The organism is Agarivorans sp. MS3-6, from assembly GCF_054112545.1.
Genome location: NZ_CM134202.1, coordinates 2,362,850 through 2,384,956 on the forward strand (window position 1 = coordinate 2,362,850; position 22,107 = coordinate 2,384,956).

Annotated in this window: 21 protein-coding genes; 11 read left to right on the forward strand and 10 right to left on the reverse strand. The window is 41.1% G+C overall.

Annotated features, from left to right (window positions below; translation table 11 throughout):
* Positions 1-37: 37 nt before the first annotated feature.
* Positions 38-2,830, reverse strand: a complete 2,793-nt coding sequence (locus ACVFI8_RS10865; RefSeq protein WP_457871319.1) for an AAA family ATPase — start codon at positions 2,828-2,830, stop codon at positions 38-40.
* Between the two features lie 187 nt (positions 2,831-3,017).
* On the opposite strand from ACVFI8_RS10865, the gene ACVFI8_RS10870 reads away from it, so the two are divergent.
* From ACVFI8_RS10870 to ACVFI8_RS10880, 3 genes are all read left to right on the forward strand, one after another.
* Positions 3,018-4,115 (forward strand): hypothetical protein, encoded by a 1,098-nt coding sequence (locus ACVFI8_RS10870; protein WP_248713611.1) that lies wholly within the window; start codon positions 3,018-3,020, stop codon positions 4,113-4,115.
* Entirely contained in the window at positions 4,115-5,473 is a 1,359-nt protein-coding gene (locus ACVFI8_RS10875; RefSeq protein WP_248713612.1) for a hypothetical protein, read from the forward strand. Before ACVFI8_RS10870 ends, ACVFI8_RS10875 begins: the two co-directional genes overlap by 1 nt.
* Positions 5,474-5,903: 430 nt before the next feature.
* Positions 5,904-7,874, forward strand: coding sequence for an RNA-binding domain-containing protein (locus tag ACVFI8_RS10880; RefSeq protein WP_457871322.1), 1,971 nt, complete (start codon positions 5,904-5,906; stop codon positions 7,872-7,874).
* An 81-nt stretch (positions 7,875-7,955) separates the two neighbouring features.
* Here the strand turns inward: ACVFI8_RS10880 and ACVFI8_RS10885 are convergent, their stop codons facing one another.
* Genes ACVFI8_RS10885 through ACVFI8_RS10905 form a run of 5 tightly spaced genes read right to left on the reverse strand, consistent with a single transcriptional unit; the run spans position 7,956 to position 10,205 of the window.
* A complete protein-coding gene (locus ACVFI8_RS10885; protein ID WP_457871324.1) occupies positions 7,956-8,090 on the reverse strand; it encodes a hypothetical protein in 135 nt (44 codons plus the stop codon).
* 1 nt (position 8,091) lies between these two features.
* Positions 8,092-8,532: a ParE family toxin-like protein gene (locus tag ACVFI8_RS10890; protein WP_457871326.1), complete on the reverse strand. Its 441-nt coding sequence runs from the start codon at positions 8,530-8,532 to the stop codon at positions 8,092-8,094.
* Between the two features lie 59 nt (positions 8,533-8,591).
* Positions 8,592-9,269: a hypothetical protein gene (locus ACVFI8_RS10895; RefSeq protein WP_457871328.1), complete on the reverse strand. Its 678-nt coding sequence runs from the start codon at positions 9,267-9,269 to the stop codon at positions 8,592-8,594.
* On the reverse strand, positions 9,259-9,591 hold the full coding sequence (locus ACVFI8_RS10900; RefSeq protein ID WP_457871330.1) for a hypothetical protein: 333 nt from the start codon (positions 9,589-9,591) through the stop codon (positions 9,259-9,261). Before ACVFI8_RS10900 ends, ACVFI8_RS10895 begins: the two co-directional genes overlap by 11 nt.
* Complete coding sequence (locus ACVFI8_RS10905; protein WP_457871332.1) at positions 9,588-10,205, reverse strand: hypothetical protein; 618 nt, start codon at positions 10,203-10,205, stop codon at positions 9,588-9,590. Before ACVFI8_RS10905 ends, ACVFI8_RS10900 begins: the two co-directional genes overlap by 4 nt.
* Before the next feature lie 312 nt (positions 10,206-10,517).
* Between ACVFI8_RS10905 and ACVFI8_RS10910 the strand changes: the two genes are divergently transcribed.
* From ACVFI8_RS10910 to ACVFI8_RS10920, 3 genes are all read left to right on the forward strand, one after another.
* Entirely contained in the window at positions 10,518-11,069 is a 552-nt protein-coding gene (locus tag ACVFI8_RS10910) for a recombinase family protein (protein ID WP_457871334.1), read from the forward strand.
* A 218-nt stretch (positions 11,070-11,287) separates the two neighbouring features.
* A complete protein-coding gene (locus tag ACVFI8_RS10915; RefSeq protein WP_457871336.1) occupies positions 11,288-11,518 on the forward strand; it encodes a hypothetical protein in 231 nt (76 codons plus the stop codon).
* A gap of 485 nt (positions 11,519-12,003) precedes the next feature.
* Positions 12,004-12,249, forward strand: coding sequence for a hypothetical protein (locus ACVFI8_RS10920; RefSeq protein ID WP_457871338.1), 246 nt, complete (start codon positions 12,004-12,006; stop codon positions 12,247-12,249).
* Between the two features lie 238 nt (positions 12,250-12,487).
* Here ACVFI8_RS10920 and ACVFI8_RS10925 read toward each other — a convergent pair whose 3' ends face one another.
* Positions 12,488-13,381 carry an HNH endonuclease gene (locus ACVFI8_RS10925; RefSeq protein ID WP_457871340.1) on the reverse strand — a complete coding sequence of 298 codons (894 nt, stop codon included), beginning with the start codon at positions 13,379-13,381 and terminating at the stop codon, positions 12,488-12,490.
* A gap of 150 nt (positions 13,382-13,531) precedes the next feature.
* Positions 13,532-14,218, reverse strand: a complete 687-nt coding sequence (locus ACVFI8_RS10930; RefSeq protein WP_457871342.1) for a 3'-5' exonuclease — start codon at positions 14,216-14,218, stop codon at positions 13,532-13,534.
* A gap of 303 nt (positions 14,219-14,521) precedes the next feature.
* On the opposite strand from ACVFI8_RS10930, the gene ACVFI8_RS10935 reads away from it, so the two are divergent.
* On the forward strand, positions 14,522-15,343 hold the full coding sequence (locus ACVFI8_RS10935) for a hypothetical protein (RefSeq protein WP_457871344.1): 822 nt from the start codon (positions 14,522-14,524) through the stop codon (positions 15,341-15,343).
* A 58-nt stretch (positions 15,344-15,401) separates the two neighbouring features.
* Here ACVFI8_RS10935 and ACVFI8_RS10940 read toward each other — a convergent pair whose 3' ends face one another.
* Both ACVFI8_RS10940 and ACVFI8_RS10945 read right to left on the reverse strand, forming a co-directional pair.
* On the reverse strand, positions 15,402-15,629 hold the full coding sequence (locus ACVFI8_RS10940) for a hypothetical protein (protein ID WP_457871346.1): 228 nt from the start codon (positions 15,627-15,629) through the stop codon (positions 15,402-15,404).
* A 1,606-nt stretch (positions 15,630-17,235) separates the two neighbouring features.
* Entirely contained in the window at positions 17,236-18,216 is a 981-nt protein-coding gene (locus ACVFI8_RS10945) for an integron integrase (protein ID WP_248715028.1), read from the reverse strand.
* 268 nt (positions 18,217-18,484) lie between these two features.
* Between ACVFI8_RS10945 and ACVFI8_RS10950 the strand changes: the two genes are divergently transcribed.
* From ACVFI8_RS10950 to ACVFI8_RS10965, 4 genes are all read left to right on the forward strand, one after another.
* Positions 18,485-19,183 (forward strand): hypothetical protein, encoded by a 699-nt coding sequence (locus ACVFI8_RS10950; protein WP_457871348.1) that lies wholly within the window; start codon positions 18,485-18,487, stop codon positions 19,181-19,183.
* A gap of 114 nt (positions 19,184-19,297) precedes the next feature.
* Positions 19,298-20,143: an isocitrate lyase/PEP mutase family protein gene (locus tag ACVFI8_RS10955; RefSeq protein ID WP_457871350.1), complete on the forward strand. Its 846-nt coding sequence runs from the start codon at positions 19,298-19,300 to the stop codon at positions 20,141-20,143.
* Between the two features lie 78 nt (positions 20,144-20,221).
* A protein-coding gene (locus ACVFI8_RS10960; RefSeq protein WP_457871352.1) for an IS3 family transposase occupies positions 20,222-21,408 on the forward strand; the annotation gives its coding sequence in 2 pieces (ribosomal slippage) (positions 20,222-20,507 and positions 20,507-21,408; 1,188 coding nt in all).
* A 193-nt stretch (positions 21,409-21,601) separates the two neighbouring features.
* Positions 21,602-22,099 (forward strand): hypothetical protein, encoded by a 498-nt coding sequence (locus ACVFI8_RS10965; RefSeq protein ID WP_457871354.1) that lies wholly within the window; start codon positions 21,602-21,604, stop codon positions 22,097-22,099.
* Positions 22,100-22,107: the final 8 nt, after the last annotated feature.

The following is a 22,107-nucleotide window of genomic DNA, read 5'->3' on the forward strand; positions in this document are numbered from 1 at the left end:
TATAGCAGCAATACGGGTATTGGTTATTTTCAGCGTGTTATTTAATCGATGCTTGCATCAATTCAATTAGCTCTGCTTCTGATAAGACTTCTCGTTCTAGTAATGCTGTGGCTACCGCTTCTATTTGTGGCCAATGATCACGGGTGAGCTTATCCGTTTCTGCTGAGGCATCGTCTATCCAAGATTTAATTAGGTTTTCAGTCTGTTGCTTAAAATAACTCTCACCTGCTAATTCTTGAATAGCATTGATGTCGAGGTTGTAGCTGTCTGGGTGCATGCCATAACGTGCAATGGCCATCCACGCGCAATGCATTGCTTGTCTTAAATCACTCGATGCACCGGTATCTAAACCATCATCTGCAAACTGTTTAACCTGCGCAGCTCTTCCTGCTAAGGCAATACAAGTGAGAGAAAACCAGAATGACTTGGTGTAGTCGATTTTTTGATCGTTGTTATACGCCACCATGCCTAGCGTTTTTTCCCGAGGAACAATACTAACTTGTTCGATGTCTCTTTCTGGCACCAGTATCTTAGAAAGTACCGCGTGTCCTGCCTCGTGGTAAGCGGTTTCGGCTAACGATTTTTCACAACTATCCTGAGATCGTTTTACCCCGTATTTAAGTATATTTACTTGCTCAATAAGGGCAGTTTGGTCAATTTTTCTATTGCCTTCAGTGAGTGAGCGAAGCACTGACTCTCGATGGATTTTCTCCAGATCGGCGCCGCTGCAACCCGCTGTTAGGCTAACGATTAGCTCTGGATTTATGTCTTTTTCATAACAGTCATTGGCAAGAAATCGATGAATAAACCATAACCGAGCGCCTTTATCTAAATAGGGAACTTCTAGTTGCAGATCTAAGCGCCCTGAACGTAATAAGGCGTCATCTAACTTATCAACTAAGTTTGTGGCTGCCACAATAAACACCGGTTCTGATGCTTGGTTAAAACCATCTATCTCTACCAACAAGCGGTTAGTTAATGCATCCGCCATAGGGCCGGCTTGGCCGCGCTTAGGAAGCGCGTCAATTTCATCAATAAACACGATGCAAGGCGCATATTTTCGGGCGCGTTCAAATAGTTTTTCGATAAACGACGTTGATAATAAGTCGTTCCCTGAGCAACTAATCATCGGCAAACCAGCTTCACTAGCAAGCGCACGAGCCAAGGTTGTTTTACCCGTTCCTGGCGGGCCATACAGCACCATACCTTTGGGAGCTATAATGCCTTGCTCTGCAAGAGTATCTTGGTTTTTGATGATGCTGATGATTTCAGTTAAGCGCCGTTTTACTACGTCGTGCCCCGCAATATCGGAAAACGAAATGTTGGGCAAATCAATGACAATGCCTCCAGTTACCTCAACATCTTCAGCCCTCAATAACACATCAAGACTCGGTGAGCTCAACTGCACATTTAGTTTCGTGCCGTCTAACTGACAGTGAGCGCTAAAACTAAATACTTCATGGCGTGTTCGTAAGGACTTAAACTGGGCTTCTTTATCGTCGACGGTCAAAAAATTAACGAGGTCGGTAGCCAGCGAAATACGGATAGACTTTATCTCTGAGCGTGTATTGCGTCGTAAAAAGTCAGTAATGGGGTCAATTAATTTACTGCTGATATTCGCTTTTATATCTCGAATATCGAACAAAGGAGAAAAGCTCATGACGAGTAAATGGCTTAACTCATCTGCTAGTACATCGAACTTTATTTGGCTCAGTTGGCTAAACGCCTGAAGGTCGTTCTCAAGTTGCCTAATGGCTACACGCATTAGCTCTGCCCATCCCAGCGTTTTAAATAATAGAACGCTTCCCTGAGATAAACGCGACAATAACTCTGGTGGTACAGCTTGCACCTCTCGTCCGCGCTCAATTTTTGTTTCTTTTCTCAGTTGTTCTATTAGTGCAGCACGCGCTTTAGCAGGGCTGGTCTCTATGGCTTGAAGGTATTCTTTTTTCCCATACACTGCCCGCCCAAGATTGGAAGTGAAAATAATAATAGTGTCTCGGAAATCGACAGCTTGTTCGGTGTATTCATCGGTCATCCAGCCGCTCGACAATAAGCTCAGAAAGCCCATCAATACTTGAGTGTGTGCTTTCTCAAGTTCGTCAAACACAAGTACCGACTTAGGGTTCTGTTTAACAAATTCGGTTAATTGCCCCGGCGCCGAATCGTCATAGGTTTTCTTAGCACCCACTAAACCAAACACTTCGTTTGAGTTGGTATAGTGGGTCATATCAAAGAGCTTATATTGGTATTCGTCACCTAATTGTTTGGCAAAACGCTCTGCTAAATAGGTTTTTCCTGAGGCGGGGGGGCCAGCAAATAAAAAGACACCCTTTGGCTTATCTCGGCGGCCATGCCATAAAGATGATGCGACATTGTCAATGAGGTGCTCAACAGCATGATCTTGCCCGTAAACCTCCTCTAACAATCCGGTTTTCACTTGTTCTAATTTAGCCAGTTTATCTCGATAAGCTGCGCCACCTGTAGGCAATTCAAACAGTTTCATCTGCTCGATCCATGAAGAAGGCTCAAGTGGCGGATTTATTTTTTCTAAGATTTCACTGACCTGTTTTGAAAAAGGCAAAACGGTGGCACTCTTAGCTTGTTCTAAAGCAGAATAACTAAGTGTTGCTGCATACTCCTCTGCCAGTTTAAAACAATCAAACGGAGGCAATTTAAAACACTCTGAAAGCTTCTTAAAAACATCCATTTCTCGGTCTACCGCATACCCAGCCAAACATAAGTAAGCTGCCCCAAGGTGTTCCTCGTAAATGGCTGAGGCCTTTTCCTGTAAGGCGATATATTTGGTGAACAGAAGTAATGTTTTCAAGCGTTTATATCCCTTTAAAATGCCAGAGCGACTTTATCCCTCCATTCTGTAGAGCATATTGAAGTACCTACCTTTAGCAAGCTAAATAATGAGTTAACCTCAAAAAAAGTAAATTTATTAATACCTTAGTTATAAAATAAGGTATTTTAAACGAAGTTTAACAAATTCTACTTGAATGGAGTCATTAATGAGTTTAATCCAGCGCTACACCAAGCTATTTGAAGAGTTTTCTAGTCATCGCGATAATTGGGAGATTAGCTCCAAGGAACCTTTTATTGTTAGTAGGGTAGAGTCGGATAGCCAGTTACCTTTGTCTATCACTTTGTTTGGTGACGATAAAACCGTTCATGTTTGCTTTAACCTTTATAGCAACAAACAATCCGTTGAATTAGCTAGAGAATTACTAAAAGCACAAGGGAAAAAGCGGATTGACGTTAAAGATGAAGACTCGGGCTTAGACATCCTCATTGATAATGATGGCTTTGCAACCGTATTAAGTACGAGTGATTCAAGCCCTGAAGAAGTGGCGGAACGACTTGATGAATACCTTGAAGCATCAGAGTCGATACTCATTAAATTATTAAGAACCGCCCAAGACGCCATCTCAAAAAGCAAAGAGACTGAAGGCGACTCGGAGCCAGCAGCCGTTGAAACCAAGGCTGTTGATCACTTAAGTGCCGACCAAGTTGTGGCGCATTTCTTAGATAAAAATGATTATAAATACGAACATGACGAAGAAAAAAAGCGCTTTGTTTTTGGCTTTTCAACTCGCAAATACTTAAACGGCAAAGATAAACCTAGCCTGCGTATAGTGATTGAATATTCAGATAAAACTTTACTGCGCTTTGTGACTCCGTGGCTTTATCAGTTTGATCTGGACAAGACCGATTACAGTTTAATTGCCTCTGCCATTGCTTGGTTCCAGTTCGAATATAAATTTTTATCGATGTCTTTGGACCCATCAGATGGAGAGTTACGCATCTCTATCGACATTCCATTAGGCGATGGCGTCGTCAACCCCGGCCAGATAGAACGACTAGTGACTTTTATTCATCAGTTTAGTGAAGATACTTATGAAGAACTGTTTGGCTTAATGCTTGAAGACAGCCAAGCTGCTGAAGCTAAGCTGCACTCTCTGCTTAAGGCGCGTAAAGAAAAGGTATCAAACTTCCAATGGTTTGAGTCAATAAAAGACAAACTGGATGAATTAAGTGAGCAGCAGAAAAAAGACATTGAAGGCATCCTAAATCGAGAAAGTGGAGAACAACAAAGGGGCGGTATTTAATGGCTCAGCGCAAGCGACACAACGTAATGCGTTATTGGCTGCGTCAGGCTATTCAAAGCCCAGTCAATCATCTGGTTATTTCTACGCTACTTTTTGGCGCGTTAACCTTCATCATATTTTGGTTCACCATAAAGTGGAATTTATTGCCATTAGAGCTTTCAGCTAGTCAACTATCGCAAGAAAATACCGGCTTGTTTGATGCTCTTGGTGGCTGGGCCTTAGGCTTTGCCGGAGCACTGGTGGCGATTCGCATTGCTGGCTTAGCGGCTAGCATTCAGCAGAATGACTCGATCAGGGAGCAAGTAAACCTATGGGGCAGTGAGGTTGAACGTATTTCAGAGCTTAATTCTCGCTTAACGCGCGCAGCTTATGATGCCAAGCGAGCATGTGCTGCCGTGTTATTACATGCTGAAGAGCTTTATCGTACACAAGAGCTTCCTTCTAGGATTCCGGAGCACCTTAACAACCCTATTAACAAAGCTGCCGCTGTCCAGAACGAACCAAGCGAAGGAAAGCGCGAATTAGAACAAAGCCTGCAACACAAGTTAGAGCAAAAGCTTGAGGTGCTTGTTGAAGTAATCGAAGAAGCGTTTAAAGACTCACTCTTTCGTTCAGTGTTACTGCACGCAAATAGCGAAGGTAGCAGCTCAACGGTCAACAACAACTCAACGTTGATTAGTGACTTCTTTAGCGACAGAAGCGCCCGTGAACAAACCATCAGCATTATTAAAGAAAACCAGCACTTCTTTAATATTCTTGAAGGCTTACATCACGGTGCTCGAAATTTTGGTATTGGTTTAATGGAGCTTAGGGCCAAAGATCTATTTGTGCATTTTCGAAAAGACTTGATGCGCATTACCGAGTTTCAAAAACAAAAAAGCAACAATGATACGAGCAAAATCGAGATATCTGATGCTGCTTGGCTATTCCTTGGCTTACTGTTACTGAGAAGTAAGGGTGATGCGAATCTTCATAGCCAAAACCATGGGTTTATCTTTCTTTCATTGTTACTTGGGTCTCTCCCTACCGACGAAACGGTTAGCCGTTATCTCAATGACAAAGCTTCAGATGTAGCGAAGATTTACTCAAAAGACGGTATGGATGACTTAAAGCGGGAAATATCAGAGCTATCTAAGCGACTCTACTTTGTAAAAGGGGAAGAGTTAAGCGAGCTAGCTAAGTTGGTATCATTTTGCGACAGTCATCTTGAATACCTAGAGGTATTTGCAAAAAGTACTGGCATAAGCTCTACCAGCCACGAGGATGAAGCTTCAAGCTTTATCAAACAAGATAAAGCTGATATTGCAGATGATAAAGAAAAGAGCGATGAAGGTAGCGGTTCACGCCAGAAAGGCTAAGGTTTAACGTTGATTGCCGATGCCTTTTTATTGGCACTGCAGAGGTGTTTTACGTGGTCCCCAACAGGGGACCATGTTGACCCTTTTTACTTTCCGATACAGAAAGTAAAGACACCCATAAACACTGGCTTGACCGCGAACTTGGGGGACCGATTGGGGACCAAATTGATAAAAAGTGCCTAAACCCAAGTTCACTTACATATACGAATATAGTCGTTCATTTTACACTTCGGTTCTAAAAGATTGTGGCTTATTCCAAGATTACGTTATAGATATACAAGTATATATAAAGATTACAATAGGCTTAATTACTTGAAAGGCAACAAAATAGGAACATCGCTTCGGTAGGTAAAAACGTAGTATATTAAGCAAATAGTTTAGAGTTTCTTTATATAGTCTTACCAGCTTACCTAAATAAGTAGCAATGAAAATGTTTCATATTGAAGATCAAGTTGATTTACAAGTTTTGTCTGAGTCTGCGGAGTTAGAGTTTAAACTCGCGCAAGGAAAGGATGGTAAAGGAAAGCTCCCTGATGATTTTTGGCCAACTTATAGTGCGATGGCTAATGGTCGTGGCGGCTATGTGGTCTTAGGCGTACGTGAAAAAAAGGGTCAACTAACGCTTGCTGGTATTGAAGATATTGAAACTGTTCGTAAGCAACTTTTTGACATAGCTAGTAACAATGGCAAGGTCAATATTAACTTATTGACTAACGATCATGTGCAAGTGATAACGGTAGAAGGGAAACAGCTACTGGTTATCGAGATCCCCGCCGCACGCAGGGAGCAAAAGCCTGTTTATCTAAAAAATCAGCCAATGAAAGAGACTTTTGTGCGTTTGGATGAAGGGGATCATCGCTGTAGCGAAGAACAGGTTAAACGCATGATGGCTGAACAGGTTGAAAGTAGCCGAGACGATATAATCCTTAAAGGGTTTGATTTTGGCGACATTGATACTGATAGCCTTAGCGCCTACAAGAACTTATTTGCTGCGGCTAAACCTTTGCACCCATGGCTAGAGCTCGACCTATTTGAGATGTTTAAGAAAATCGGTGGATGGAGAAAAAACCGTCAATCTGGTGATGAGGGCATCACGTTAGCTGGTGTACTTATGTTTGGTACGTGGGACGCTATTCAAGAAGCAGCTCCTAACTACTTTGTTGATTATCGAGAAAGAGATGAAGCGAATACCCAGCGATGGATTGATCGTGTGTATCCTGATGGATCTTGGTCTGGAAATGTTTTCGATTTTTATAGACGCACATACCGAAAGCTTATCACAGATTTAAAGGTGCCATTCGAACTACAAGAAGGAGTTCGCTTGGATGAATCCAAAGCTCACGAAGCTATTCGTGAGGCTATGGTTAATACCCTTGTTCATGCTGATTACACTGGACGCAGTTCAATACTAATTGTTAAACGACCTGATCTATTTGGGTTTCGCAATCCAGGTTTAATGCGTGTTCCTCCCGATATTGCTGTCAAAGGTGGCGAAAGTGATTGTCGAAACCGACGTATGCATCAGATGTTTTTGTTAATCGGTGCAGGAGAACGAGCTGGGTCAGGTATACCAAAGATTTATAGTGGGTGGGCGGCCGCCAAATGGCGAACACCTAAACTTTATGAGAAGCAAATTCCTTCTGAGCAGACACTTTTAGAGCTATCGACAGCAAGTCTAATACCAAAAGAAGTAACAGATCTGCTCGGGTCTTTATTTGGGGAGAGTTTTTACACACTAGATGAGCTTGAACAAATGATTGTGACTACTGCTGCTATTGAGGGGTGGGTTAATCATGAGCGAGCCTGCCAATTAACGAGTAAACATTCCAGAGACGTCACTTTGACTTTGCCAAAGTTGGTAGATAAAGGATTTTTGGTTGCAAGTGGTGTGAAGAAGGATAAGTCTTATAGTTTACCGGGTATGGAACCACCTTCTCCGGAAGATGTTTTTTCAAATACGTTAACTTCATTAGATAACTTAACGCATAACGTCGAGAGCTTAACGCATTCCGACGTTAACTTAACGCATAGCAGCTCTTTTACTCATACCACTAAAGGTGATTATAGAGATTCTAAAGGTCGCTTTATTAGTGAAAAAATAGATAAACCCTTTGTTGATGAACTAAACGTATTGACTAATGAGTTCTGCTTAGAACTTAACACATTAGGTAGTCAAGCTAGAGAACAGCGTCGTTTGGATGTAGATACAATGAAACAGATAATTAGCAAGTTATGTAAAGGGCATTACATATCAGTCGCTGTACTTGAAATTCTGTTAGATCGAAAACCACAAAGTTTGCGTCAAAATTATCTCAAACCTATGGTATCTGAAGGGGTTTTAAAGATGGCTTTTCCTCATAAACCTAATTCACCAATGCAGGGATATACGACTTCAGAGTAGCTGTTATCTGCAGTAGCTTAGGCTCGTGCTCCTTCTAGTCTAGAGATATAAGAGCAAAGCCAGCTATGCTGGCTTTGTTGTCTACTCCTCTAAATAATCGTCATTATTGGGGTTATGGGCATCTGCCCAGTCATCCATATCGGCGTCATTATTTGGATTGTTAATATCAGACCAAAGATCTAATTCATCATCAGTTAAGTCACTAGAATCTACCATATTACTTCTTCTTTGATTGGTTTGGGTTTAACTGTTTGCCTCGGTTACCCTGGCCTTGATCGTATTGGCGATTAGTACCAGAGGTCCTATGGTTAGGGTTTTTGGCATTGCTAGCATTGTCTTGTGGTTGAATCTTCTTACTCATTTTAATGGCCTTATTCTGTTGATGGTTGCGATGTAAGCGTTTAATTTTATTGTCAAACTGCTGTCGCGTAGTAATCATTACGGGTTTAAGCCCATCATCAGCCACGAACCAAATAAACCGAAAGCGCCTTCCTAGCTTGAACCTTATTAAATTGGGCGTATTGCGGATTTTCTTCCCGCCTAATTCAATGTAAGAGTAACCAGCTAAAATTTTTTTCTCTAACGCATACGCCTTTGTCACTTGGCACTGAGGAATATGAGAACGGAATGACTCTATAAGTTGATTTGTTAATGTCATTCTTGCTCTCCCTGATGGACGAAAGTAAGAATGATCGAGTGCACTGCACTCGCAACAATTTATTTCAACAAATTTTCTAGAAATGTATCGAACTCATTAGCTTCGTTGTATTTTCGTTGAACAAGAGTTTGATATTTTATGAAAAGAGGGTTGGTTGATGTGATGGAGAGAGACGTATCATAAGCCTCTTTAAGTTGATCATTGATGAAGTACATCATCATGTTATCAACATTGGTGAGCGCGCCGCTTTGCGCGAGTAAGCTTTGCATTACACTTGTCGTGCCGTTAAGCGATAATTGAGGCAGTTCTGAAAAAGGGTTAGGTAAACCCTCTTGGTCTAGAGGCTTTGTTGATTTTAACCAGGCAATAAGCTGTGAAAACTTAAGGCTATTTATCGATACATCCAATAGTGCTTGTCGACCAGACAATACAGAATCTAATATCTCAGCGGCCTCAATTCTTTTATCAGGCTTAGAAAAAATATCTTTTACTTTTTTTGTTTTTGAAAAAAAAGCCTGAAGAATAATCGCATTATGCAGTTTTGCCAGCCCTTCTTGGGTAATGTAAATGTTGTCTTTAGTCGAGCTGTTAACCATTTTCTCTTTCTTTATATCTAAAAAACCTTTACTTCTTACCAGCGGATACACGAGATCTTTAAACGCTTTATGCTCAGCAAGTCGCACCTTAAAGAGTTTGTTTATGGCAGCTGGAATAGTGATTAAGTTTTTAGATATCACAGGATAACTCTAGTAATTTTCGTTCTTTTGGATGACTGGCTTTAGATGAGTAAGCCGCGATAAATTTAGCTCGCTTGAACCAATCCGAACCACATGAATAATGCGACTCTGCAAATTCGGTTAGTACACCCAAACAATAGCCAGCCCGAAGGCTCTCTGATAATGATGTTGTCTGCGCAGCGAAGAGTTGTTGTTTGTGTTTTGATTGGTAAATATTTACCAATTCAGTACAGCTTTCAGTTAAATCTACGGGTTTTGCAAGCACCGAGGTTGAAGTGCTAAGCACTAATGTTGCTAGCAATATCTTAGGGTTAATTATCATTGCTCGTTTCCGCGTGTTTTGTCGCATGTTGTATTGGAGCGTTTTATACCCCATTCGTCCGCGTTGTATGTTTCCGGATCTGGCGTTCGGAATTTCAAGCGTTTGCTAGGTACAGAAATATACAAGCTCAGAAGAATGCCAAGAAATTCCACCCATTGTTGATAGTTATGCGTTTGTAATAACAGCACTTGGGTGCGGGTCGCACCTTTACTGATATCATCAAACATCAGCAAGCTAAAAAGTAGCCAAATAAACAACGAAAACTTACCCAGCCAAATGAAAGGAGTAACAATATTTAAGCCCCAATGTTGTGAGGTTAGCTTGGTGTAGTTGTAATAGCGTTTCAGCATTAGTATAAAGCTCACGCTAAAAACGGCCTCTATGGTCGATATTTCACTTAAACTAGTTTCATATTCAAAAATTCCATTGAGTACTGAAACGAATGTTAATGCGCCAAAGAGTATAATGGTAATGAATGTAAAGGCCCCAAACATTCGAGCCAACGTTCGGCCTAAGCTCCAATCTAGTTCTACCAAAAGGTTTTTTAATGTAAGTCCAAAAGGTTTTGCTATTGATTTTGCTGAATCAACATCATTTTTAGATACTTCTTCCATAAAGATAACTGCTTAAATATCAATCATTAAAATTGTACATCAAGGATAATGGCGCTTTCCAGCTTTAGCGCTAAGTTTAGTGATCCAAGGAACCTTGGGGCTTTTTGTAAACCAAAGTAGCAACTTGCAAATGACTTGTGGAGCCCCTTCTCCTAAAGCTAGTCTCTCGCTTGTAATGTTAGGTAACCATATGGGTATACCCATACGACCACATTTGTCAGTTCTGCATATTCGTATTCAATAGGATCTTGTTCACTGAAATGACTACAGCGTTTCATGAAATTTAGAACCTAATGAATACGGAGCATTGATATGAGCGGTCAAAATGTGGGGTATATCCGAGTTAGTACAGTTGATCAAACGAGTGAACGGCAGCTGCATAGCATTTCGCTGGATACCATTTTTGAAGATAAGGTTAGTGGCAGCACCACTGACAGGCCAGGGTTAAATCAATTACTTTCCCACGTTCGCAGTGGCGATGTTGTTCACGTGCATGACATATCACGGCTGGCTCGTAACACCGGTCACCTGCTCGAACTAGTTGAGCGTCTTCTTGGCTCTGGTGTCGCCATTACTTTTCATAAAGAACAACTAACGTTCTCCGCAGATAAGGCCAACCCAATAAACCAGCTTATGCTCACCATGTTAGGGGCTATTTATCAGTTCGAACGGTCTTTAATCCTTGAAAGGCAGCGTGAGGGGATTGCGCTTGCAAAAATGCGTGGTGTCTACAAAGGTCGGAAGCGGTCTATCGACACACATCAAGTAAAAGTGCTGCGAGAAAGCGGAATGAGTTACAGAAAAATAGCTCAGGAGCTAAGTATCAGCCTATCTAGCGTACAGCGAGCCTTGAAAAGGCCATAGCATTATGGTGTTCCTATAACCCACCCTGAAGTTTGTGAGCCTAAGCGCAAAGGGCTGTAAATACTGAATCTCCCTTCAAAGAAAAATATTTTTGAGTAAACGTGACAATTGAACCAAAAAGTTAAACTACATAAGGTTGGTCTTGTTTTTCTCGGAGTAAATTTGTCAGACATTGTTCTCTTGGTTTAATGGCCAGGCACTAAATCAAAAGAGGAAATATGATGTTTTCAAACTTAGAGGTAGCTTTACTCGTTGCATGGCTTGAGGGTAACGACCTCGCAGCGCGAGATATAGCAGCAATGCTGGATCCTTACGTTATCTACAAATTACCTAAGAAGTATTTACAATCAATCACACCCTTTCCTGACATCGATGAGTTCAATTGTATCGTTGAAATTATTAGTGAAAAGGTAAAGTTAGAGCTGGCTCGCCATCCTAAATTGAATTGAAATATTTCTTCAAGTTAGTGAGAGTAACAATAAGGGCTGCTAGGCGGCCCTTGTCGGCGAACAATAAATTTTGATCAGTTTTCAACTCGTATTTGGACAATTTCGAGTTATGGTTAACCGTTTCTTAGAACCCGGAAAGTGTCGAGAGTCCTCAGTCCTTACCAAACATAGCCATGTATGGAATTGAGGACACAATTGGAGTTGATGCGGCAGCGGCTGTTCACAACATAATGTCAAGCCAGTTAATTGGTGAAAGCGAACGTTACTTCACTGATGAAACTTGCGCTGAGCACCCAAACAAGAAAGTAGCAGGGGTAATGTTCACTTATTTTCGAGCCGTTCACGAAAAACTTTAAACCATAAAAGAAAATACTATGGAAACTATTACGCAGCGCTATTTATTGCTGGCACAACAGTGACATACGGAGCGGCTAGCGACCAGTTTTTAAGATTAATAACGGTAACAACCAATAGAGAAAAAGACCATGTTTAAGAAAACAAAATCCAGCCCATTTGGCACACTAGCGAACGTTCGCATCGATGGTAGCGGTAACTTAGTGATCATCAACGTTGAAGGCCGAACGCTAGTGATGACAACGAAATACCCACAACTTGAAGGTGTAGCTCTTAAAGCCCTTCGTTTAGTTGGCCGAGAAACCACAATCACCACTTCACAGACAACAGCTGAATGGTCAACTATGCAATGGTTCTGTGACATTAGCGCTGCTTAACTCTAAACTTGTATGCGCAAACTATGAAAGTAGCCAACGTTATTCGCACTAGCGAAGTCATTATGTCGAGTTCGTGTAATGACCTAAATTCTTTTGCATTTACCAGCGTTTAGTGGCGATTTTAAAGTATGGCTCGTTTTGTTTTGAGAGCCATAGTTTTAAATATTACTTAACTAACTACAAAATAGCTCCGCTAGAACGCCTATGACTCTCTTTGAGCTAAAGTGTTAGTTTAGTGTCACTGCAAAGTCTTGAAATGGAATTCTTTGTTATGTGCTTCTAGATACTTTTCAAATCGATCACGGTCAACTTCGCTTAGCTCGTCAGAGCAAAGCTCTTCGCCGCCTTGAATGCCAAGACTTTTTAACAATGGAGCTTCGAGTTTGGGTGATAACTGCGAGATGTACTTCGAACCTTTTTTTGTAAAGGTTAGTAAGTGAGCGTCAAAAAGTTTATCAATATGAGCACAAAGCAGTAAACCGTTTGCGCCATCAAGCCTCTGCTCATCACTTTTACATTTGGACCAAGGCACTATATGAGATGCAATTAAAATCTCTCGTATATTCGTAAGGGTCAACGCACACCTTTCACCATTACCCCATGTGCTGATAACGTTTTTTCTAAATTGTCCCTGCCCAACACGCGAGAGCACTAAGTTTTCTCGCTCTGTTTTTGCGGTAGTGGTGCCGAATATGCCGTCAATGTCTTGCGCCACGTTGGGTAAAGCCATTTTTGAGTACTTTGCTTCATGGTTACCGACCGCATAGTAGTCACCATCAATTAACTTGAGGGACATGTCAGAGACTTCTTCTATGTGCTGTTTTATCTCAGCCTTGTCTGTATCTGTATCACCACCGTTATCTTCTTTCCTTATAATTGGGAATGTTCTTAATGAGTAAGCTTCATTTTCCACCAGTTTGATATACTCAAGAGCTTCGCCAAAAGCATTGACCTTACGTCCTTCGCTATTAAACTCCCAGTCCATAGCAAGAATCAATGCTCTGTCTCGGTCTGTATAGACATCCCACGCACCAAAATACACTTCCTTACCTTCGTGATTAACAAAGGCCCACCCATAACGGTCATTGCGATTAGATGCGCCGTAAGACGCCATAAATGTTTTTCGTGACATTGTTAACCTTACTTAATAGTTAGTGTTTCTTCGTTTTGAACTCAGGAGTTGATTGCATAGCTTAAATCTGACAAATCAGTATATGAGATTCAAAATCACAATGTAGAACAGCAGTTTAGTGCTTAATGGTATTTTTACACTGATCATCTTTTATTCCATAGCCTGAGCAGCCCCAGAACTCTCTATATTTTCCGGTTCGTTTTTCATCGGCCTGCCGCATTTTTCACAAATTTTAAATGTATGCCCACAGTCTTGATTATTGCAGTCACTGGAAGAGCGCTTATCTACAGAAGGTGCTCCACAGTCAGAACAAACACGGGCCTTTCCAACTTTGCAGCCCCGCCCTGTACTGCATGAGTAGAACGCACCAAACTTACCGTTAATCAGCTTTAGGTAGCCTTCTTCGCAATTGGGGCATTTGAAGATTTTACGGTAGCGCTCTTGAAACGCTTTAGAGTGAATATTGACTTCGTACTTAGGTGCGAGTAATTCAGTGATAAACGCGGATGGTGAACTAGGGTCACCGATGATGCAAGACTTTTTCTTCGCCCTCGTTAACCCCACATAAAGCAGGCGTCGCTCCTCGGAATGCGGGTAGTCATCTAAAGTGGGTAACAAGGCTTCGACCACGGCCTGGTCTTTATTCTCATTGGGAAAACCTAACTTCCCTTGCGAAAACCCAATCAAAATACAGTAATCCGCCTCTAGACCTTTGGATTTATGAAAACTCCAAAACGCCACATTTTCATCGAGGTGAGACTGTTTTAGCGCTTCTCGAGACTCATTGAGTAGATAGTTGTATCGACCAATCTGGTAAGGCCTGAGAACCCTAGACATTTTCTAGGTTCTCCAACAACCGTTGTTTAAATCCCTAACTTGAAATTGGACAATTTCGAGTTACAGATGAGCCGAATATTAAGAACCTAGAACGAGTCTAGGATTCTCAGGCCTTAGCATGCATTGGTCTTTTAACACGTACGCACACTCGATATCGCCAAAGCTTTTTTGGTTGAAGAGCGACACGCAAAAGGAATGATTTGTTGGGCCAAATGATTGACTGTTTGTAAAACTAGTCAGTTCGATTTTTTGTGCTATTTTCACCCATAGGATAATAACAACAAACTCAATAAGGACCCTTCCATGTTCAAAATCTCATTCTTAGTGTGTCTAACATTGCTGAGCGGGTGCGCCGTTACCCCCTTAACACTAGAGCAGGCTGAAAACCGGCTTTTTGACGGCGAACTGGCTGACCAAGGTTTTAAAGAGAGAACGCAATACAAGGTTATGAGTGATCCCTTGGTGCTCTATGTAAAACCGACTGTCGCTGAAACATCCGACGTAAAAAACCGCTCTAAGGTCAGTGAAACCGTTAGTATTGCCGCCTTGTTGTCGGGTTCTTTGTCGGCGGTAGGTAATGTGTTCACCGCCAATTTATTACTGAAGGAACTGACGAAAACAGAAAAAAATTATTTTCGAATTCAATATGCCAACATGTGGCACGGTGCTGCCTTGCTCTCGTCGTTTAACCCAAACGTGTTAGGCGATGATGTCGTGCAACTGGAGGACGACTTTGCTGCCAATCTAGACGCGTTTAAGGCCATCGCCAAAGCCAGTGATCAACTTTGCAGCATTTCGGGCTATAACGATAAAGACCAATTCGCCAGAGCGCGTGGACTGTATTACAAGAAAGGTGCGATTAAACAACACATGTATATTTGCACCGATTACACCGTTATCGTCTCTACCGTGATATCGACCAATGAATATGTTGGCTCATATAACATGATTAAGTTTATGAGCCCAACACTAGACAATCCCTATTTAGCGGAGGTGTACGAGAATTTCGAGCCTTATATCGATCGATTCACGGGCGCCGCTTATTCTTGCTTACGCTGCGGGAATATCGTGTTCGTGAACAGCAAAGCGGGCGAAAAACAATATCCGTTGTTTAAAATGGAATAAGCCGAGCATTTGCTCGGCGGATTTACAGAACGTCCCTAAGCCAATAGCGCTTGGGGGCTTATAAACCGACCATGGTAGATAGTTGCTCTTGCGTTAATGTCTCAGCAACTTGCATCAACATATCTTTCGCCTCTCCTTGCGATAAACGGTACACCTTCTCATTCACCACATCTAATACACGCTCATAGTGATAGGTCAGTCTCTGTAACTGCTCTGTATTGTAGCGCTCTGTTTGGATCTGCTGCGTTAGCTGACCCCGTAAGATAAACAACTGAGGAATAGTCATGCCATTTAAAGCTTGAATGTCTGGCTTACTAGCCCCCCCTTTTAGCTACTGCGGTTGCCGTTTTTCCTGATCCCGGAATAGCGACAACGATGATAACACCGTCATTTTTTACAGCCATTATTTGTTGTGCATTAAGGTCCATGGATCATCCAAATTGTTAAAATAAATTCGACAGTTTTCTAGCTCTGAAATAGTTCGGAATAGGACGACATAATCATCACACATTTTGTTGGCTGCATTAACAAAATCAACCATCTCATTTCTTAGCATTTTGTGGCCTGTTTTTATGCCAATAAAGTCCCGAAAAACAGACCCTTTTTGGTAACCGTTTGGGCCCTTTTTTATGTGCTTAGTGGTAGGCACTGAGGACCTTTTTCTGTAGGTGATTTGGCGAAAATAGAAACAATGTCTCTCGAAAACATGATCGCCCACTTTTATCGAAAAAGTTTTGAAATAGATTTCCCTATATCGAAATCGGAAAAGGGGATTGGCCTTTTTGTGCTCCATGAGCGCCTCAAAATTTTCTTGATTGTAAAGAGCTACCCGTTGCAATAGTACCTCCATTGCTATCCGATATTGCGTACTATAAGGCTCAAACAGTTTGTCCATATCTATCTCCCAAAATTACATAAAACTAGGCATAAAAAGCATGTGCAGAAAAACACGAAAAAGCGTGTGCAAAAAACGCCAGAATCACCAATCATTTCACAAAACAATAGGACCAATTTCCCGTGTGCACTTCTCTAAGAAAAAGCGTGTGCAAAAAGCATGTGAAGATCACCAATTCAGCAAACTGCACATTTCACCAAAAATTTCTGATTTGAGGCGAATTGGCAACTATCTAGTCCCAAAACATACATAGTCAAAGTTTTAAAATGTTATTGTAGACGGGTGAAAAATAAATTTTAGTAACTGATTTTCGAACACGTATCGCCCCCTTTGTTGATAACTCTAATTTTTACGACCTGTTTTTTTTCCTCGGTTTTTTGAATCGCAAATATCTGCAATTTGCACTAAACAGCCTTGCTGTAAATAGCTCAATAAGTTCTGCTTCGTTAGCAAAGGGTGGTGCCAAATTCTGGCACCAAAACTGGCGCCAAATTCTGGCACCAAATCAAAGAGTTGTTCAGTAAAAAAATTGCATGAATTGACCATAAAAAAACCGAAAAAATTGGGCTTGATGTGGGCGTTTTGACCGCCTCATTTAACTAGGCGAACAGGGACATTACGAGCATTGAAGTTGTCTAATGCATATCAACAAAAAATTCACGATTTGAGATTGAGTAATGACGTTCAATGTGCGGATAAAAAACGCGCTCTAAAGACAGTTGGAATTATCAAGCGAAGTGATCTTGGTAAGACCTGAGAACACCAGACACTTTCGGGGTACCCAATAGATTGCCCCGAACTTTATGGACAAAGGCGAGCCTGGGTAGAAAGTTCTAACACATCTTTGCCCCAAAACGCGTTAGGCCTTCTTGCGAACAGCAAAATTTCCCACTGCTCTTTCCATACCAAAACTAATGGTTTTGAATCTGATTTTACGAGCCAAGTTTAATCGCCAACTAGAATGCATAAGCGCCTTGATGCTCTTTTAATAAGTCATCTATTTTGCAGCTTGAACCAAGCCCTCTAAGGGGCTTTTGACGCCCGTGGTATGACGACCGATAACATGCGTGTAAATCTCAGTCGTTGTTACATCCTGATGGCCAAGTAATTCTTGTATAGTTCTTAAATCCGTCCCTTGTTCTAATAAGTGGGTGGCAAAACTGTGCCTAAAGGTATGGCAACTTGCAGGCTTATTTATACCGGCATTACGCACGGCTTTGGTGACTGCTTTTTGGAGAACACTATGATGAATATGATGGCGTTTGAGCTCACCTGTTCTAGCGTCGATACACAGGCGAGTCGACGGAAACAAAAACTGCCAAGAAAACGACCGTTGAGAATGTGGATACTTACGGGCTAACGCGTAAGGCATCGTCGTTCCAGCATAATTTAGACTCATATCGTGGGCAAAAACACTTTTGCTCTGGAGAATGTTATCGAGAAGCTTTGGGATCAAGTTAGGGGGTAACAAAGTCACGCGATCTTTATTTCCTTTGCCTTGCCGTACGGTGATTGTATTTTGATCAAAATCTAAGTCTTTAATCCGTAATCTCAAGCATTCACTGAGTCTTAGTCCCGACCCGTAAAGCAGTGAAGCCATGATCTGATAATCCGCGGGTAAATTCGAAATCACTTGGCTCACTTCACCTCGAGTAAAAACTACGGGAATTTTGACTCGTTTTTTCGCGCGTTTCGCCTGAATTCCAATCATTTCGATACGTAGAACTTTGTTATAGAGAAACATTAAGGCATTAAACGCGATGTTTTGAGTAGCCGGAGCGACCTGCCTATCGACCGCTAGGTGAGTTAGAAATCGTTCAATATCAGCAGCTCCGAGCTTTGCTGGGTGCTGCTTATGATTAAAATACAAAAAACGCTTTATCCAATGCCAATAGGTTTGCTCGGTGCGAATACTGTAATGGTGCTGATAAATCGTATTTCTAAATCGCTGCTGGAGCCGCAATGGTGTGTTTGACATGTTGCGCACTTTTAAGCTGTATATATATACAGTATTTGTAGCTTCGTTTGCGTCATTTGTCAAAGTAATCAATGATAGAAATGGATCGACGATTGATTGATTCCAAGTAAAAAACTAAGGTAGACAATGGGTTAATATCAAATCATAAATTGATGAGCGAACGTGATGAAGATCATGTTTTTTGTGATAGGACGCGCGCTCATTGAATGGGATAGACCGCACGTGCGGCCTACTTAGCGTTAGCCATTTTTATTTGATTGGAGTTTCAATGGAAAATACATGGGCATCCGGATCTTTAGAATTACTGCGTCATGCGGATTCTCACATTCAACTTGATTCTGCATTTGATTCCCGAATTGCATTCATAAGCATTGATAATTCTGTCGAAACTTCTATTCGAACATTTCTATCACTCCCAGAAAAACTATCAACTTTCAAGTTCCCTAGAAAAGAAAGAGATGAAGTCGGTAATAGTTTCCCTAAAATGGTGGAGTTGTTATTTAAGTATGCTTCAGCAAAACTTGTTGGTTTAGATGAAGGTGATATTGAGCATTATCATAGAATTCGTAATCATTTATATCACGATGGTACAGGGTTATCTGTAGACCGTCGTTATCTAAAAGCCTATCGTCAAATAGCTTCAGTATTGCTCAATAACCTTTTTGGTGTTGAAACGGGCAAAGTTGATAATGCCGTAAGTATTGAGAACTTAATACTATTATGGAACAAACTCGAATCAACTATTCAAGCAAAATTTAAGAAACACTCTATATCAAATGGTCATACATATAAGTGGGAGCAACTTGAAAAAATAGGGGAAATTAACTGGGATCAATTTCAAAGGTTAACTACATTGCGTATGATTAGAAATCATCAAGTTCACTCTACAAATGAAAGTTTTGACAGTGAGCAACTTCAAATAGGTATTCGTTTAGCTGAGACTCTTCTATCGGAGCTAAATGGCTAACAAGGCGTTTAAACGGAACAAAAACAGTGGGTTACGTTTCGCTTCGCTACACATTATAACCCACAATTTTTGTCCGCTTAACGCGGCGTTATGCATTAAATCATGGTGGGGATTATGACTAATACTTTACAAAAGAAAAAAGCAGAAACACTTCTAGCTTTGCACACTGGAGGTCAAGCCCTTGTACTTCCAAATATTTGGAGCCCACTGGGAGCTCGCATACTTGAAGGCAAAGGCTTTCCAGCCGTGGCAACGGCAAGTGCTGCTATATCAGCATCGTTAGGTTATAAAGATGGAGAAAAAATAAAGTTTTCCACCTTAATGGATATAGCAACTCGAATTGCGAGTAGTGTAAATATTCCGACAACAGTAGATATTGAAACTGGGTTTGCCACAACTAGTGAAGAATTAATTTGTGTTATAACGCAAATATTAGATGCTGGAATCGTAGGTATTAATATCGAGGATAGTTTCGAAGGCGGGTTACGTGATGTTAAAGAACAAGCTGAGAGGATCTCTGTAATCAGAGAAGTATCAAGTAAGCGGGGTATACACCTTGTTATCAATGCTCGCATAGACTGTTTTATCTTAAATACTACTGGTAACAGAGGGAAAAAAATAGAATCTACTATTGAGAGGGCTAAAGCATACTTAGAAGCTGGTGCTGATTGTGTTTTTCCTATCGGAATTGATGATATAGATATACTGAAGCATATACGCCATATTATATCTGCACCTATTAACGCACTTATCTTACCGGAAAAAATGACTATCTCAGAAATGGAAGGGCTCGGCATCAATCGTTTTAGTTATGGTCCATTCATATTTAGAGCCCTTTTAAAACAATTTACAGAATTAATTGACGAATTAGCGGAATTTGGTAGTAGTGAAGGCCTTAAAGGAAATATGTTAAGTTATGAGGAAGTACAGAAGTATTTACGTGGTGCTTCTGAGTATTAATGCATAACAAGTTAATCAACTGGACGTTGTAGTTGATCCGATTCAGTAGACACTTCACTCAAACAAGATGAGGTGTTTATGCCAGCTTATAAAACAGGTAAAAAAACTCAGCAATACACAACTGAATTCAAAGCAACCGCCGTCAAATTAACCCACTTGGCAGGTGCTACAGTTAAAGGAGTTGCAGAGTCACTCGACATTCATCCGTTCATGTTATCTCGGTGGCGAAAGGATTATCGCGAGGGGAAAATCATGTCTGATAGAAGACGGAAAAAACTAAGCAAACCCATGAATCTTTCTGAAAATGAAAAAATTGCTGAACTTCAAAAGAAAGTAAAACAACTTGAACTGGAGAATGATTTGCTAAAAAAGTGGCAACGATTCGTCGCGGAGGAAAGTCGACGAGATTCCGATTCATAAGCCATTATAAGCAACGCTTTCCCATCACCATGATGTGCCGATTTCTTAAGGTGTCTCGCTCTGGTTACTATGCCTTCTGTAAACGAAAAGTGAGCCGCCATAAGCTCATTGATGACCAGTTGGCCTATCGTATTGAGCAGATATTCACCAAGAGTAGAGAGACTTACGGTAGCCCTCGTGTACATGCGGAGTTAAAGTGTAGCGGAATTTACACCAGTCGAAAACGGGTGGCTAGGTTGATGAGAGAGCATGGCTTGAAAGCACGCTGTTCTAGGGTTTACATTAAAATGGCTAAACTACATCGATTCTATCAATCGATTAAAAACATACGTAAAGATATGCCAAAACCTACCGCAGTTAATGAACAATGGGCGGGTGATTTAACCTATATACGACAGGGAAACCGCTGGTTATATCTTGCAGTAGTCATAGACCTATATTCACGAAAAGTGATTGGTTGGTCGATGAATCACCGTAAAACAACAGCAGTAACGATGGCGTCGTTACAAATGGCCTTTAGAAATAGAAAGCCACAGGCTGGATTGGTGTTTCACACTGACAGAGGAGCAGAATATCGCGCTCATGAAGTTCAAGCACTGTTGAGTAAGTACGGCGTAACACCGAGTATGAATCGACCAGGGCATTGTACAGACAACGCAGAAATGGAATCGTTTTTTCATACCTTAAAAGGAGAACTCATTAAATCGAATCACTTTACAAGTGAATGGGATTTGAGAGATAAAGTAGCAGGATATGTACAACATTTTTATAATCGATTTCGACTGCACTCAAGTTTAAAATACTTAAGTCCAGTAGAATACGAAGGCAGAGCAAAGGAAGCGTAACCCGTGTCTACTTTATCGGGGGAAGATCACGTATTACGGTTGTCATCGTTTTTGCAAAAGAAAAAGCCGCAAAAACAACACCAACCTACACGCCAGTTATTAAGGCGTTATAACACTTTTGTGCCCCCTGATTTGCTCTGATTTCTCGTCATGGTTAAAATTAGCATTTCTGAATCTAAGGTAAACGAAATTTATGTCAGTAGTAGCAATCGCAGTTAGAGTCTCGGCTGCACTATCACTGGTTTTCAGTGCAAATTCTATGGCTGATTTTAAACCTTTACGTTGTTATGTTGATGGAATTGTTATTGTCAGTGGGGAGCCTCCAGAGGTAGAAATACTTAACGCTCCTCGAGTTGAGTTTGATGTTGAAAGTGTCACTATTGATTCAACCTTACTTCCCCATTTAGAGGGGAAAGATGTTGTAGCAATACGGACAAAAAGCCCTAAGTGGGATGATGGTGATGCTGGCCTGTACTTCAATGCTGGTGCTTTTTCGTTTTTCAACCTGTACGAATCATACGATAAATATGTCCTTGAAAATAACTACTCAAACAACCCGTATGGTAATTACATAAGCCGCTCTGCATTTAAAGCTGTTATCAATAGAGAAAGTGGCGTTATCGAGTTCTTTAATTATGACGGTAAAAGTAATGGTTCAGGTGAGTGCAGGGCGATAACTAGAAAGTTTTAAACTTCAGA